The following is a 13,506-nucleotide window of genomic DNA, read 5'->3' as shown; positions in this document are numbered from 1 at the left end:
GGCGTGAACGGGGTGCGGCCCCGCCACTGCCATGCCACGAACCGGTCTCCCCTCGGCCCCAAAATGCGCTACCATGGTCTCAGCGCGCCTCAAGTCGCGCAGATTGAAGAGTGAGGAAACGAGATGAGGATGAGAAGCGGAACGGCGTTCGCCGGGGTGGCGGCGCTGGCGGTGGCGGGGATGGCCCTGACGACGGCGTTTGTGCCGGCCTGGGCCCACGGACCGACCCGGCAGAAGGTGCGGGAAGCCATCGAGATCAACGCAGCGCCGGCCAAGGTGTGGGCGGTGATCGGCAATTTCCAGGACATGAGCTGGCTTCCGCCGGTCACCAAGACCGAGGGCGAGAAGGGCAACGAGATCGGTGCGACGCGGAAGCTGACGCTGACCGGCGGGGCCACCGTGGACGAGGAGCTTTACAAGTTCGACGCCGCCGCGATGACCTACTCCTACCGGATCACCACCGTGGACGTGAAGGTGCTGCCGGTCACCAACTACTCCTCGACGCTGACGGTGACGCCGAGCGCCGACGGCAAGGGCGCGACGCTGGAATGGGCCGGCGCATTCTATCGCGGTTTTCCCAACAACGATCCGCCGCCGGAGCTGAGCGACGAGGCCGCCAAGACGGCGGTGAGCGGGCTCTACAAGGCCGGCCTCGAGGCGCTGAAGAAGAAGATCGAGAGCGGAAGCTGACCGTGCGGGTCCTGGTCCTGGCGGCGCTCGCCGCCAGCCTTGCTCGCCTCGGCAGCGCCTCCGCCGAGGAGGCGTTCGTCACCAACCAGCTCAGCGACGATCTGATGGTCGTGGACCTCGCGACCTCGCGCGGCGTTGCGACCATCCCGATCGGCGGCAAGCCGGCGGGCGTCGCCGTCAGCGCCGACGGCCGCTTTGCCTATGTCACGAGCCCGGATGCCAAGGCGGTGACGGTGGTGGACGCTGCCACGCGGCGGGTCGCTGGCCGCGTCGAGGTCGGCGGTGGACCGCTCGGCATTGCCGTGGCGCCCGATGGGCGCACCGTCTATGTCGCGGACTGGTATGCGGCGGCGGTGCGGGAGATCGATGCGGCCTCGCGCAGCGTCACCGCCAGCATCGCAGTCGGCGCCTCGCCATCGGGGCTGGCGGTGACACCTGATGGCAGGCTGCTGCTCTCGGCGGACCGCGACGACGACAGCGTCTCCGTCGTGGACACGGCGACGCGCCAGCGCAAGGCGGTCATCAAGGTCGGCACCCGCCCGTTCGGCGTCACCATCGATGCCGAGGGCAAGCGCGCCTACACCGCCAATGTCGGTTCCGACGACGTCTCGGTGATCGATCTCGCGGAGGCCCGCGAGATCGGCCGCGTGCCGGTCGGGATGCGTCCCTATGCCGTGGCGCTGACGCAAGGCCGCGGTTTCGTCACCGACCAATATGGCGGCACCGTCAGCGTGTTCGACCTCGCGAGCCTGAAGCCGATCAAGCGCATCAATGTCGGCGACTATCCCGAAGGCATCAATGCGACCGCCGACGGCAAGCGCGTCATCGTCGCCTGCTGGGAGAGCAACACGCTCGACATCATCGATGCCACTGAGCTGAAGGTGGTCGGCGAGATCAAGACCGGCGACGGCCCGCGCGCGTTCGGGGCGTTTTTGAGGAGGACGGAGTAGGGGGCGGCTGTTGTAGCCCGCATGGAGCGAAGCGGAATGCGGGGACGCTGTCCCGGATTGCGCTTCGCTCCATCCGGGCTACGGGCTACGATCCGGCAAACGCCTTCAACTTCACGAAAAAATCCTTCAGGATCGGATTGCGGTCCACATAGGTCACGTAGCGGATCGGATGCCGCCTGCGGTCGACGCTCCACGTCATCTGATCCGTGAGGACCGGAGCGGGGATGACCACGCTCGGTGCCCACACGGGGTTGAGCAGCCAGCCGACCGGCGCCATGTCCCAGATTTCCTTGGCCCAGCCCATGTGGTCGGACGCATACTCCTTGAAGCGCATGGCGAGAAACGCGCCGATGCTGCCGTGGGGTTCGACGTATCGTTCGATCTCCGGCACCGTCGAGTGAAGACGCGAGGTGACGCCCATGCACGGGACGAGCACGAGCGGCACGCCGCTGTCGAGCAGCGCCTGAGCGCCGCCGACGTCCTGCTTCAGATTGAACTCGACCGTGTGGGGCCATTCCAGCGCATGGCCGCCGAGCCAGACCACGACGATACGGTCGATGATATCGGGCGCCCTCAGCAGCGCAGAGGCGACGTTGCTGATGGCGCCGATGGCAACGACGTAGAGCGGATTGTCCGGCGTGCCCGCGCGCGCCCGGGCGATGAGGTCGTCTACGGCGGGTGCCGTCCGCGCCGTCTTGCCGGGGCCCACATAGTCGGTGACGCCGCGGTGAACCAGGCCTTCCGGCGCGACGTTCAGGCGGTCCAGCAGGCGCAGGATTTCCTGATAGCTCAGCTCCATGCCGTGGCCGGGGCTGTCCGCGCGCGCATTGAAGAACGGCGCGGCGTAGATCGCCTCGACTGAGAGGCGGTCCTTCGACAGCAGCATCTGCACCAGCGCGAACTGGTCGTCGATCTCGTTATAGGTGTCGGTGTCGAGTGCGACCCGCAACCGGCCGACCGGCGGCTCCAGGAGCTTGAGGCGGCTTGCGTCCGTGAGTGTCATCGGCGTCTCCCCGGCCGTGCGCTGCGATTGCGGATCAGGCGCTCTGCTGGATCCGGCAGACCACTTCGGCAATCTCCTCCATCTGGGCGAACATGTGATCGGGCGCAAGCGCTTGCAACGCCGCCGGTGCGGCATAGCCCCAGCACACGGCACCGCAGGCAATCCCCACCGCCCGCGCCGCCTCGATGTCGCGGACCTCGTCGCCGATCGCGATGACGCGGCCGGGGTCCACGCCGGCGCGGCGGACGACACGGCGGAATTTCGCGGGCTTGCCGAACAGCGACGCCGAGCAGTCGAAATGCGAAAACAGCGCCGCGGCCTCGCCGAGCTTCTCGCGCGCATTGGCTTCACTATCGGATGTCACCAGCGCGAGCTGCACGCCGTTCTCGGCCAGCGTCCGCAGCATCGCCTCGACGCCGGCAAACAGCGAGATCTCGGCAGCGGCCTCCGCCTTCAGCCGCCGCGCATGCCGCGCGATCGCCGGCAGCTTCCACAAGGGCACCTCGAGCCGGCTGAGGATCTCACGGCTCGAAGCATGCCGCAGCTCCTCGATGTCCTCATCGGCGACACGACGAAAGCCGAAGCGGTCGGCGACATCGTTGATGACGCGCAGGAACCAGGGGAAGCTGTCGGCGAGGGTGCCGTCGAGATCGAAGATGGCGAGGGAGTAGGGCATGGGGCTGGGTTTTGGGCTCGCTGACAAGCGGGATAGGGCGTGCTATTGTTGGCCGGACTTAGAGGACAGCCATGCGGCACGAGCGGATTGAAATCAACCCGGCGATCATGGATGGCAAGCCCGTGATACGCGGGACGCGTGTGCCGGTCGAACTGGTGTTGCGCGAACTGGGCGCGGGCATGACCTCTGAGGCCATCATCGCGGAGCACCCGCGGCTGACGCTCGATGACATCAGGGCAGCCCAAGCTTTTGCGGCCGATTATCTGGCCGACGAAGACATTATCTATCGCTGAATCGTGCGCTGGCTCGCGGACGAGTGCGTCACAGTTTCTCTGGTGCGAGAGCTACGCGGCGCTCATCACGACGTGCTCTACACTGCCGAATTTGCTGCCAGCATCAGCGATTTGGAGGTCATCGCGCTGGCGTCCCGGGAGGGACGTCTTCTCCTCACGGCTGACAAGGATTTTGGCGAACTGGTGTTTCGCCGCGGCCTAACCGTTCCAGGCCTGATCTTGCTGCGCATCGATCCGGAAAATCGACAACTCGCGAGGACGCGTTTGCTGGAGGCTGTGGACCAGTTCGGGGAGGAACTATTCGGCCGCTACGTCGTGATTGACGAGGTTCGTTTTCGATCTCGGTCTCTGTAGCACTGCGAAAAACTGCCGCTCACCGCAACTTGCGCACGTGAACATTGATGTCGAGATCGATGCTCTTGATGCAGGTCTGTGTCGTCCGGTGCGAGCCACCCTCATGCCAGTGGCCGTCGCGTGCCCGGGCGCCACTGACGTTGGCGAGCTTCAGGCATCGCCATTGCGGCAGCGGTCCGCTGCTCTCGCCGGCAAATTGCCAAGGCCAGCACAGCTTCCTCCCCGTTCTTGCTGGTGCCGATGATGTGCGGGCAGAGCTCGCGGTAGCGGCCCTCGTAGACGCAGGTCACCTGCTGCTCGGCGAGGATGGCTTGCCGAAAGAGCGTATAGGTTCGGCTGGGCATCGCTCCCTCCAGATCGCCTCATCTGGCCTTGTCGAACGCTTAAGTGTAGAGGTGCGGGACTGGAAGGGAAGCCATGCCGATCAATGACACCCAGCTCAGCAAATTTCTGAGCCTGGTCCTGCGCCACCAGCCTGACGCGATCGGGTTGGTGCTGGATTCGCAAGGGTGGGCCGGCATCGACGACCTTGTCGCCAAGGCAAATGCCGCCGGCACAAAGTTTGGCCGCGACGATCTGCTGCGTGTCGTCGCAGAGAGTGACAAGAAGCGTTTCTCGCTGTCAGCCGACACGGATCGCATTCGCGCTGCGCAAGGCCATTCCGTCTCCGTTGAACTTGGCCTGGCGGCGCAGGAGCCGCCATCGGTCCTGTATCATGGCACGGCAACACGGTTCGTCGAAGCCATCCTTTCCGAGGGACTGAAGCCGCAGGCGCGCCAGCAGGTGCACCTGTCCTCCGACGAGGCGACGGCGCAGCGTGTCGGTCAGCGCCACGGCAAGCCGCACATCTTCAAGGTCGATGCCGGCAGCATGCATGCCAAGGGGTTCGAGTTTTTTCGCGCAGACAATGGCGTGTGGCTGACCGACCATGTGCCGCCGGAGTTTCTGGCGTAGCTTATATCCGGGATTTCCAGACGGTCTCCTCGGTCCAGCCGAGTTCGGCGAACTCAGCGGCCCTGAGCGGTGCTTCGCCTTCTGCGAAGAATTCATCGAGCTGCGGGGGCGCAACAGTCGTCTCGGACAGCATGGCATGCGCCTGCCCGCGATGATGGATCTGGTGCTGGAACAGATGCATGAGCAGTCGGTCGCAGCGCTCGGTCTGAACACTCGTGTCGCGGTTGATCTTCACGACGTCATCGAACCGCGCGGGCGTCAGTGCATCGCAGATCGCAATCAGGCGCTTGTCCATTGCGGCCTGGGCAGGCTTCAACGCATTGAGGGCAGGAAAGGGCACCTCGTTCTTCCAGGCTGCCGGTCCGAGCCAGCCACCTTCAAGCGCATCGATGTAGAAGAGGTCGATGATGTAGATGTGGTTCAGCGTACGCTGCAGGCTTGGAAAGAAGCCGGTGCGGTGGGCCTCGAATTCAGACTGGGATAGCGCGGCGCAGGCGGCGAGCAGGCGATGGTTCGCCCAGGCATTGTTGTGGGCGAAGGCGCGATAGGTCTGTACGAGTCCAGCGGACATGTCGGTTCCCTCCCGGATCCTGCGTGGTTCGTCGGGCGAGGATGACGAAGCCTGGCCCAACTGTCCCACAAGAGGGGCAGTGGCGGATTGCGCTTCGCTAATCCGCCCCACGGGGCTTCGATCCAAAGCTTCTACTCCGCCGCCTCGCTCGTGCTCCGCCGCTTCGGCTTCCTTGCCTTCTTCAGCACCGGCTCCAAAAACTTGCCGGTGTAGCTCCGCGGTGCTTTCGCAATGTCCTCCGGCGGGCCCCAGGCGACGATCTCGCCGCCGCCGTCGCCGCCTTCGGGGCCGAGGTCGATGACCCAGTCGGCGGTCTTGATGACTTCGAGATTGTGCTCGATGACGACCACCGTGTTGCCTTGCGCGACCAGCTCGTGCAGCACCTCCAGCAGCTTCTTGACGTCGTGGAAGTGCAGGCCGGTGGTGGGCTCGTCCAGGATGTAGAGCGTGCGGCCGGTGGCGCGCTTGGACAGCTCCTTCGCCAGCTTGACGCGCTGGGCTTCGCCGCCTGACAGGGTCGTCGCCTGCTGGCCGACATGGATGTAGTCGAGGCCGACGCGGTGCAGGGTCTGGAAGGTCTCGCGCACGCGCGGCACCGCCTTGAAGAACTCGGCGGCTTCCTCGACGGTCATGTCGAGCACATCGGCGATGCTCTTGCCCTTGAACAGGACTTCCAGTGTCTCGCGGTTGTAGCGCTTGCCCTTGCAGACGTCGCAGGTGACGTAGACGTCGGGCAGGAAGTGCATCTCGATCTTGATGACGCCGTCGCCCTGGCAGGCCTCGCAGCGGCCGCCCTTGACGTTGAAGGAGAAGCGGCCGGGCTCGTAGCCGCGCGCTTTCGCCTCGGGTAGGCCGGCAAACCATTCGCGGATCGGCGTGAAGGCGCCGGTGTAGGTCGCTGGATTGGAGCGCGGGGTGCGGCCGATCGGCGACTGGTCGATGTCGATGATCTTGTCGATATGCTCGAGGCCCTCGATGCGGTCGTGCGGCGCGGCGCCTTCGCTGGCGTTGTTCAGCTTGCGGGCGATGGCGCGGTAGAGCGTATCGATCAGGAGCGTCGACTTGCCGCCGCCGGAGACGCCGGTGACGCAGGTGAACAGGCCGAGCGGAATCTCGGCCGTGACGTTCTTGAGGTTATTGCCGCGCGCGTTCACCACCTTGATGGTGCGGCGATGGTTCGGCGGACGCCGCTCCGGCACCTCGACCTCGAGCTCGCCGGTGAGATACTTGCCGGTGAGCGATTTCGGGTTGCGCATGATCTCGGCGGGCGTGCCCTCGGCGACGATGTTGCCGCCATGCATGCCGGCGCCGGGGCCGATGTCGAGCACGTAGTCGGCAAGCCGGATGGCATCCTCGTCATGCTCGACCACGACCACGGTGTTGCCGAGGTCGCGCAGGCGCTTCAGCGTATCGAGCAGGCGGGCGTTGTCGCGCTGGTGCAGGCCGATCGAGGGCTCGTCGAGCACATAGAGCACGCCCGTCAGCCCCGAGCCGATCTGCGACGCCAGACGAATGCGCTGGCTCTCGCCGCCGGACAGCGTGCCGGAGGAGCGGGAGAGGGTGAGGTAGTTGAGGCCGACGTCGAGCAGGAAGGTCAGGCGCTCGCGGATTTCCTTGAGGATGCGGCCGGCGATCTCGTTCTGCTGCTTGTTCAGCGCCTCCGGCACGGTCTCGAACCACTCGCCGGCGCGCTTGACCGACAGCTCCGAGATCTCCCCGATGTGCTTGCCGCCGACCTTGACGCAGAGCGCCTCGGGCTTCAGGCGGAAGCCTTTGCAGCCCTCGCAGGGCACGTCGTGAAAATACTTCGCCAGCTCTTCGCGGGCCCACTCGCTTTCCGTTTCGCGGTAGCGGCGATTGATGTTGGTGATGACGCCCTCGAACGGCTTCTTGGTGTCGTAGGAGCGCACGCCGTCCTGGTAGGAGAACTTGATCTCGTCCTCGCCGGAGCCGTAGAGGATGGCATCCTTGGTCTTCTTGGCGAGGTCCTTCCACTTGGTGTCGAGGGTGAACTTGTAGTGCTTGCCGAGCGCGGTCAGCGTCTGCTCGTAATAGGGCGAGGATGACTTGGCCCAGGGCGCGATCGCGCCCTTGCGCAAGGACAGCTCCTTGTCGGGGATGACGAGATCCTCGTCGACATGCTGCTCGACGCCGAGGCCGCCGCAGGCGGGGCAGGCGCCATAGGGGTTGTTGAACGAGAACAGGCGCGGCTCGATCTCGGGGATGGTGAAGCCGGAGACGGGGCAGGCGAACTTTTCCGAGAACAGGATGCGCTCGGGGCCACTCTTGTCGTGGATTTTTGCCGTCTTCTTTTTCTCTTCCGCAGGCGCGGCGGCCGGCGCGTCGGCGAACTCGATGACGGCGAGGCCCTCGGCGAGCTTCAGCGCCGTCTCAAAGCTTTCGGCGAGGCGCTGGCCGATGTCGGCACGCACCACGATGCGGTCGACCACGACGTCGATGTCATGCGGGAATTTCTTGTCGAGCGTCGGTGCTTCCGCCAGCTCATGGAAGGTGCCGTCGATCTTGACGCGCTGGAAGCCCTTCTTGAGCCATTCGGCGAGCTCTTTCCGGTACTCGCCCTTGCGGCCGCGCACGACCGGCGCGAGCAGATAGAGGCGCGTGCCCTCGGGCAGCGCCAGCACGCGGTCGACCATCTGCGAGACGGTCTGGCTCTCGATCGGCAGGCCCGTGGCCGGCGAATAGGGCACGCCGACGCGCGCCCAGAGCAGGCGCATGTAATCGTAGATTTCGGTGACGGTGCCGACGGTCGAGCGCGGGTTCTTCGATGTCGTCTTCTGCTCGATCGAGATCGCCGGCGAGAGGCCGTCGATCTGGTCGACATCGGGCTTCTGCATCATCTCCAGGAACTGGCGGGCATAGGCCGACAGCGACTCGACGTAGCGGCGCTGGCCCTCGGCATAAATGGTGTCGAAGGCGAGCGAGGATTTGCCGGAGCCGGAGAGACCGGTGAACACCACCAGCTTGTCGCGGGGAATCTCGACGTCGATGTTCTTGAGGTTGTGCTCGCGCGCGCCGCGGATCGTAATTGCGCGCAGGCTCGAGCCCGCGTTCTGTTGTTGGCGCTTCGCCCTGATCACTTCATCCATCCGAGTTGCCCTCAAGGAAGCCCAAAGGTGCGCGATCGCGCCAACAAAAAAGGCGCGTGTCGCCCGGAACCGGGATCGGCGCCGATGGGTATGGCAGCGAACGTAGGAAGAACGGAGACGGATTTCCAGAGGGAGTTGCGAATCGTCAACGGAATGTTGGCGCGCTGGCGGCATCTGGCAGCAGGAGAGCGCGGAACTGCTCTGGAAGGTCCGCCAAACAAAAAGGCCGGCACGAGGCCGGCCTTTCGTAACGCGGATGGAGCAGGGCTCAGTACCTCGCAACCACCGGGCCGCCGAAGTGATAGTTCACGCCGACCTGCACGGTGTGGAAGTTGAGCGTGCCGGACGCCAGCGGAACGCCGAGGTTCGAGAAGTAGTTCTCGCTGCCGAGGCTGCGATAGAGGTATTCGCCCTTGACCGACCACTGCGGAGCGAAGAATGCCTCGACGCCCGCACCGACGGTCCAGCCGGAATGCCACTTGCTGTCCGACACGGACACGCCCAGTGCGGAGACGGTGATCTTGTTGTCGATCCAGGCGTAACCACCGGTGCCGTAGAACAGGACGTTGTTGACGGCCCAGCCGATGCGGCCGCGCACGGTGCCCATCGCATCGGTGCGGAAGGTGGTTGTGACGGGGATGCCAAGAACAGGAACGGTGGCCGAGGCATTCACGTCAGCCCAGGAGCCATCGGCCTCGACGCCGAACACGACGTTGCCGGTCTGCCAGTTGTAGCCCGCGGTGCCGCCCACGAAGCCACCCTTCATCTTCGGGTCACCCGAGGCGTTTTCCCAGGCGCCGCCGCCGACGATACCGAGATAGAATCCGGTCCAGTTGTAGACCGAGGCCACAGCCACCGGCGCCTTGGTGTAGGGGCGGGCCGCAAGATCGGCCGCCGAGGCGGGTGTCAACGCGCTGAGTACGAACAGGCTGGCCGAAGCCAGCAAAATCTTCTTCATCTGATTCCCCAGTACCGTTTCTCTTTGTTGCCTTCCGCAGAGGAAGAGCAGCGGAGCCTATGACCCAACTGATGTCATTGCTTTACACCATCGAAGCCTAAGGTTGTGTCACCGGGGAGCCACATCTCGCCGAAAACGTGAGTGGCGGGCTGGCATATATTGCCGCGCGCGAAGACAACAAAAAGGCCGGCGCGAGGCCGGCCTTTCGTAACGCTGGTAGCGTCGGAGACGAAGCTTAGTACTTCGCGACGATCGGGCCGCCGAAGTGATAATTCACGCCGACCTGCACGGTGTGGAAGTTGAGCGAGCCGGAAGCCACGGGAACGCCGATGTTTCCGAAATAGGTTTCGCTGCCGAGGCTGCGATAGAGGTACTCGCCCTTGACCGACCACTGCGGAGCGAAGAACGCCTCGACGCCCGCACCGACGGTCCAGCCCGAGTGGAACTTGCTGTCGGAGATCGTCACGCCGAGCGCGCTGGCGCTGAGCTTGTTGTCGATCCAAGCGTAGCCGCCCGTGCCGTAGAACAGGACGTTGTTGACTGCCCAGCCGATGCGGCCGCGCACGGTGCCGAGTGCATCGGTCTTGGAGGTCGCGGTGATGCCAAACGCGGTTGCCGAGGCGCTGACGTCGGCCCAGGAAGCGTCGGCCTCGAGGCCGAACACGACATTGCCGGTCTGCCAGTTGTAGCCGGCGGTGCCGCCGACGAAGCCACCCTTCATCTTCGGATCGGAGTCGGCCTGCCAGGCGCCGCCACCGACGATACCGAGGTAGAAGCCGGTCCAGTTGTAGACCGAGGCCACAGCGACCGGAGCCTTGGTGTACGGGCGGGCCGCGAGATCAGCTGCCGACGCAGGGGCAGCCAGAGCGAACAAACAGGCCGAAGCCAACAAAACCTTCTTCATTTTCAACTAAATCCCAGTCCCAGTTTCTGTTGTTGCCTTCCGTGAACGGAAGGGCATCGGACGCCGTGGTCCAACTGGCGTCGTGCTTACACCAACGAAGCCGCAAGTTGTGTACCCGAAAAGCCACAACAGTTACAAAACGTCATAATCGCTGACTGATTGCTCCCTTGGCTCGCACACAGCAAAAAGGCCGGCGCGAGGCCGGCCTTTCGTCAGAAGAGACTATGCTTGCGATCAGTACCTGGCGATCGCCGGGCCGCCCCAACGGTAGTTCACGCGGATGAGGGCGAGATCGACGTCCTGACTGACGCGTTCGGTCTGAACGAAGGCTCCGCCGAAGGTGAAGTCGACGTTTCGGGTGCCGAGGAAGATGTGATCGTACTCGAAGCCCACCGACCAGTTCGGGGCGAAGCCAAATTCGACTCCCGCGCCGACCGTTCCGCCCCAGCGTGTTCCGTTGGCCGAACCGAAGGTCGTGCCAGCACCCACAAAGCCCGGCGCGACGATGAGGTCGTATTTGTCGTCCACTACGGCGCCGCCGCCCTTTACGTAGACCAAAACGTTATTCCAGGCATAACCGACCTGACCGGTAATCAAGCCGAAGGCTTCGACCCGCGTACGGTTCTGCTGACCTGGCGCGGTCGGGCTGATGTTTCTTCCACTGAAGTCAGCCCAGTTGCCTTGGCCTTCCACACCAAACACCCAATTGGCCGACTGCCAGCGATAGCCGACCTGACCACCGACTGTGCCGCCCGTTGCGTTATGGCAGCCGTCATCGATCAGCGTACCGGTGACCGGTGTCACGAAGTCCCAGCAATTGCGGCTTGAGCCCCAGCCCCCGTTGATGCCGATGTAGAAACCGCTCCAGTCGTAGATGGTCGCGACCATCGGGGGCGGAGCCTTGGTGTAGGGACGCGCCGCCATATCCGCCGCGCTTGCGGGAGCCGACAGGCCCAACGCCACAGCACCGATTGTACCAATCAAAATCTTATTCATTGCAGTCTCCCCGGGTAAGGTCCGCTTCTTGAGGGTCCCCGAAGCGGCCGATCAGGCGCGACGCCCATATGAACTCAATTCCAAGGCAACCGTAGCCTAAGCGGCAGGCAGAGTCCGTCTCCGAAATGCAACAGTCGCAGGGCAAGTGCGAGCATGTAACTTGATGAATGTTAAGCACTTTTCCATGATTAGTGGAACCTGAACAGGTTCCATCCAGTGCGCACCAATTGAGCGGCATTCAGGCACCGTCCGAGGCGGATATTCGGCGCCTGTCCAGAAAGAACAAATCTGGAACAAGCCGGCAGGCGATGCTATATGTGGGGATAACCCGAGCGCTGATGGGCTGATCGGTCCGCGCAAGCGTATAGGGTCGCCTCAATCAGGTTGCAGAGGACCGCGGGGCGCGCGTGCGGTCTTGCGAATGCGGCCTTACGAATTCAGTGGCATTGGAGTGGAGAGCGGCGATGGCGGGAAGCGTCAACAAGGTCATTCTGGTTGGAAATCTCGGCAAGGATCCTGAAATTCGCCGCACCCAGGACGGGCGGCCGATCGCAAATCTGAGCATCGCGACCTCGGAGACCTGGCGCGACAAGAACAGCGGCGAGCGCAAGGAGAAGACCGAGTGGCATCGCGTCGTGATCTTCAATGAGGGGCTCTGCAAGGTCGCAGAGCAGTATCTGAAGAAGGGTGCGAAGGTTTACATCGAGGGCGCGCTCCAGACCCGCAAATGGACCGACCAGAGCGGCGTCGAGAAGTACTCGACCGAGGTCGTGCTCCAGGGCTTCAACTCGACGCTGACGATGCTCGATGGCCGCGGTGGTGGCGGCGGAGGTGGCAGCTTCGGCGACGAGCCGGGCGGCGATTTCGGCTCCTCCGGTCCGGTCAGCAGCGCGCCGCGCCGCCCCGTTGCCGCCGGCGGCGGCCGCAACAGCGACATGGACGACGACATCCCGTTCTGAGGGCTGCGGGAGAGGCGGCTAGTCTCGCCGTAAATAACGGCCAACGCGGTTTTCAAGGATCCGGACCAAGCCAGGATCCATGAATTCGTAGTCGTCCGGAATGTCGAGGCAGATGACCCGCTTGTTGTTCAAGCTGGAGCGGAATTTCCGGTTCAGCTTGTTCCGGTGGGTCTTCTCCATGACGAAGATGATGTCGGCCCATTCGACCTGTTCGGCGGACAGCAAGACGTCCGCGCCGTTCGAAATGCCGGCCGCGTCGGTCTCGACCCCTGGCCAGGTTGAAAACACCTGTTCAGCGGTAGGGCTGCGGAGGCGATTGGCGCTGCAGACGAAAAGGACGTTGGTCACTTTACCGCTTTCGGAGACGATCGATCCGGTGTCGGTCGGAATGATTGGTCGGTGGCTTTCGGGCAGGCTTCAAAGAGCTCCTGCTACAGAATTACCGTTCGACAGTCGATGGAAGCGGCAACATTCCACTCTGAAGCCGGTCGGCGCGAACGCTTCTGCATCGGCGCCGTTCGCGTAGAGCGACAGGATTCCTTACCAATTATCGGGTGAAGCTCAGGTTTTCCGGCCTTGCCTCAAGTGCAGCCTCAAGTCTTTGACGGGAGGCGATGTGAATGGTATTAACTTCATGTTAATCCTATTCACATCGGTCGCCGTGCTACCTGAGGGAGCCCCGCATGAGCCTTGCGCCGCTGCTTGAGGCCGCGCCAGCGATCCCGCTGCATGCCTTTGCCGCCATGGCCGCGTTCGTGCTCGGCCTCGTCCAGTTCTCCGCGCCCAAGGGCACGCTGCCTCACCGGGCGATCGGCTGGATCTGGGTGGTCCTGATGGCGGTCGTGGCCGCCTCGTCGTTCTGGATCCACCAGATCCGCCTGGTCGGGCCGTTCAGCCCGATCCATCTGTTGTCGATCTTCACCCTGGTGGTTCTGCCGCTGGCAGTGTGGCGGGCGCACACCCATCGCGTCGTCGACCACCGGCGGATGATGATCCTCATCTTCGCCGGGGCGCTGGTGGTGGCGGGCCTGTTCACGCTGGTGCCCGGGCGCATCATGCACCGGGTGATTTTCGGGGCGTGAGAGCCGGCT

At 64.1% G+C, this 13,506-nt stretch carries 16 protein-coding genes; 7 read left to right on the top strand and 9 right to left on the bottom strand.

Annotation, left to right across the window (positions count from 1 at the left end; translation table 11 throughout):
* The first annotated feature begins 123 nt into the window (after positions 1-123).
* Positions 124-690: an SRPBCC family protein gene (locus ACVJ19_RS30970; protein WP_453952933.1), complete on the top strand. Its 567-nt coding sequence runs from the start codon at positions 124-126 to the stop codon at positions 688-690.
* Between the two features lie 2 nt (positions 691-692).
* Positions 693-1,640 carry a YVTN family beta-propeller repeat protein gene (locus tag ACVJ19_RS30965; RefSeq protein WP_453952932.1) on the top strand — a complete coding sequence of 316 codons (948 nt, stop codon included), beginning with the start codon at positions 693-695 and terminating at the stop codon, positions 1,638-1,640.
* 85 nt (positions 1,641-1,725) lie between these two features.
* Here the strand turns inward: ACVJ19_RS30965 and ACVJ19_RS30960 are convergent, their stop codons facing one another.
* Together ACVJ19_RS30960 and ACVJ19_RS30955 are read right to left on the bottom strand one after the other, a co-directional pair.
* Positions 1,726-2,643, bottom strand: coding sequence for a nucleoside hydrolase (locus tag ACVJ19_RS30960; protein ID WP_453952931.1), 918 nt, complete (start codon positions 2,641-2,643; stop codon positions 1,726-1,728).
* A gap of 34 nt (positions 2,644-2,677) precedes the next feature.
* Positions 2,678-3,319: an HAD-IA family hydrolase gene (locus ACVJ19_RS30955; RefSeq protein ID WP_453952930.1), complete on the bottom strand. Its 642-nt coding sequence runs from the start codon at positions 3,317-3,319 to the stop codon at positions 2,678-2,680.
* Between the two features lie 71 nt (positions 3,320-3,390).
* Between ACVJ19_RS30955 and ACVJ19_RS30950 the strand changes: the two genes are divergently transcribed.
* Together ACVJ19_RS30950 and ACVJ19_RS30945 are read left to right on the top strand one after the other, a co-directional pair.
* Entirely contained in the window at positions 3,391-3,612 is a 222-nt protein-coding gene (locus ACVJ19_RS30950; RefSeq protein WP_453952929.1) for a DUF433 domain-containing protein, read from the top strand.
* Positions 3,613-3,615: 3 nt separating this feature from the next.
* Positions 3,616-3,966 (top strand): DUF5615 family PIN-like protein, encoded by a 351-nt coding sequence (locus ACVJ19_RS30945; protein WP_453952928.1) that lies wholly within the window; start codon positions 3,616-3,618, stop codon positions 3,964-3,966.
* A 101-nt stretch (positions 3,967-4,067) separates the two neighbouring features.
* On the opposite strand, the gene ACVJ19_RS30940 is transcribed toward ACVJ19_RS30945, so the two are convergent.
* Complete coding sequence (locus tag ACVJ19_RS30940; RefSeq protein ID WP_453952927.1) at positions 4,068-4,310, bottom strand: hypothetical protein; 243 nt, start codon at positions 4,308-4,310, stop codon at positions 4,068-4,070.
* Positions 4,311-4,383: 73 nt separating this feature from the next.
* On the opposite strand from ACVJ19_RS30940, the gene ACVJ19_RS30935 reads away from it, so the two are divergent.
* Positions 4,384-4,920, top strand: coding sequence for an RNA 2'-phosphotransferase (locus ACVJ19_RS30935; protein ID WP_453952926.1), 537 nt, complete (start codon positions 4,384-4,386; stop codon positions 4,918-4,920).
* A 1-nt stretch (position 4,921) separates the two neighbouring features.
* Here ACVJ19_RS30935 and ACVJ19_RS30930 read toward each other — a convergent pair whose 3' ends face one another.
* The 5 genes from ACVJ19_RS30930 to ACVJ19_RS30910 all read right to left on the bottom strand — a co-directional run bounded on the left by ACVJ19_RS30930 (position 4,922) and on the right by ACVJ19_RS30910 (position 11,456).
* Entirely contained in the window at positions 4,922-5,491 is a 570-nt protein-coding gene (locus tag ACVJ19_RS30930) for a DinB family protein (RefSeq protein ID WP_453952925.1), read from the bottom strand.
* A 131-nt stretch (positions 5,492-5,622) separates the two neighbouring features.
* Complete coding sequence (gene uvrA, locus ACVJ19_RS30925) at positions 5,623-8,598, bottom strand: excinuclease ABC subunit UvrA (RefSeq protein ID WP_453952924.1); 2,976 nt, start codon at positions 8,596-8,598, stop codon at positions 5,623-5,625.
* Between the two features lie 268 nt (positions 8,599-8,866).
* The gene (locus tag ACVJ19_RS30920; protein ID WP_453952923.1) at positions 8,867-9,556 is read right to left on the bottom strand and encodes an outer membrane protein; all 690 of its coding nucleotides are present in this window, start codon (positions 9,554-9,556) and stop codon (positions 8,867-8,869) included.
* 235 nt (positions 9,557-9,791) lie between these two features.
* Entirely contained in the window at positions 9,792-10,460 is a 669-nt protein-coding gene (locus tag ACVJ19_RS30915; protein WP_453952922.1) for an outer membrane protein, read from the bottom strand.
* A 234-nt stretch (positions 10,461-10,694) separates the two neighbouring features.
* The gene (locus ACVJ19_RS30910) at positions 10,695-11,456 is read right to left on the bottom strand and encodes an outer membrane protein (RefSeq protein ID WP_453952921.1); all 762 of its coding nucleotides are present in this window, start codon (positions 11,454-11,456) and stop codon (positions 10,695-10,697) included.
* Between the two features lie 464 nt (positions 11,457-11,920).
* On the opposite strand from ACVJ19_RS30910, the gene ACVJ19_RS30905 reads away from it, so the two are divergent.
* Entirely contained in the window at positions 11,921-12,415 is a 495-nt protein-coding gene (locus tag ACVJ19_RS30905; RefSeq protein WP_018642151.1) for a single-stranded DNA-binding protein, read from the top strand.
* An 18-nt stretch (positions 12,416-12,433) separates the two neighbouring features.
* Here the strand turns inward: ACVJ19_RS30905 and ACVJ19_RS30900 are convergent, their stop codons facing one another.
* Entirely contained in the window at positions 12,434-12,763 is a 330-nt protein-coding gene (locus tag ACVJ19_RS30900) for a low molecular weight protein tyrosine phosphatase family protein (protein WP_453952920.1), read from the bottom strand.
* Between the two features lie 335 nt (positions 12,764-13,098).
* On the opposite strand from ACVJ19_RS30900, the gene ACVJ19_RS30895 reads away from it, so the two are divergent.
* Entirely contained in the window at positions 13,099-13,497 is a 399-nt protein-coding gene (locus ACVJ19_RS30895) for a DUF2306 domain-containing protein (RefSeq protein ID WP_453952919.1), read from the top strand.
* The last annotated feature ends 9 nt before the right edge of the window (positions 13,498-13,506 follow it).

The sequence above is a fragment of the Bradyrhizobium sp. USDA 376 genome, from assembly GCF_054063675.1.
The sequence above is the reverse complement of the archived record's forward strand: the minus strand, read 5'-3'. Positions and strand labels throughout refer to the sequence as shown.

Bases quoted from the DNA above. Each gene is read 5' to 3' on its own strand.
- ACVJ19_RS30915 (WP_453952922.1), bottom strand. From the start codon at position 10,460: ATGAAGAAGGTTTTGTTGGCTTCGGCCTGTTTGTTCGCTCTGGCTGCC.
- ACVJ19_RS30895 (WP_453952919.1), top strand. From the start codon at position 13,099: ATGAGCCTTGCGCCGCTGCTTGAGGCCGCGCCAGCGATCCCGCTGCAT.
- ACVJ19_RS30905 (WP_018642151.1), top strand. From the start codon at position 11,921: ATGGCGGGAAGCGTCAACAAGGTCATTCTGGTTGGAAATCTCGGCAAG.
- ACVJ19_RS30955 (WP_453952930.1), bottom strand. From the start codon at position 3,319: ATGCCCTACTCCCTCGCCATCTTCGATCTCGACGGCACCCTCGCCGAC.
- ACVJ19_RS30970 (WP_453952933.1), top strand. From the start codon at position 124: ATGAGGATGAGAAGCGGAACGGCGTTCGCCGGGGTGGCGGCGCTGGCG.
- ACVJ19_RS30960 (WP_453952931.1), bottom strand. From the start codon at position 2,643: ATGACACTCACGGACGCAAGCCGCCTCAAGCTCCTGGAGCCGCCGGTC.
- uvrA (WP_453952924.1), bottom strand. From the start codon at position 8,598: ATGGATGAAGTGATCAGGGCGAAGCGCCAACAACAGAACGCGGGCTCG.
- ACVJ19_RS30950 (WP_453952929.1), top strand. From the start codon at position 3,391: ATGCGGCACGAGCGGATTGAAATCAACCCGGCGATCATGGATGGCAAG.
- ACVJ19_RS30920 (WP_453952923.1), bottom strand. From the start codon at position 9,556: ATGAAGAAGATTTTGCTGGCTTCGGCCAGCCTGTTCGTACTCAGCGCG.
- ACVJ19_RS30935 (WP_453952926.1), top strand. From the start codon at position 4,384: ATGCCGATCAATGACACCCAGCTCAGCAAATTTCTGAGCCTGGTCCTG.
- ACVJ19_RS30930 (WP_453952925.1), bottom strand. From the start codon at position 5,491: ATGTCCGCTGGACTCGTACAGACCTATCGCGCCTTCGCCCACAACAAT.
- ACVJ19_RS30940 (WP_453952927.1), bottom strand. From the start codon at position 4,310: ATGCCCAGCCGAACCTATACGCTCTTTCGGCAAGCCATCCTCGCCGAG.
- ACVJ19_RS30910 (WP_453952921.1), bottom strand. From the start codon at position 11,456: ATGAATAAGATTTTGATTGGTACAATCGGTGCTGTGGCGTTGGGCCTG.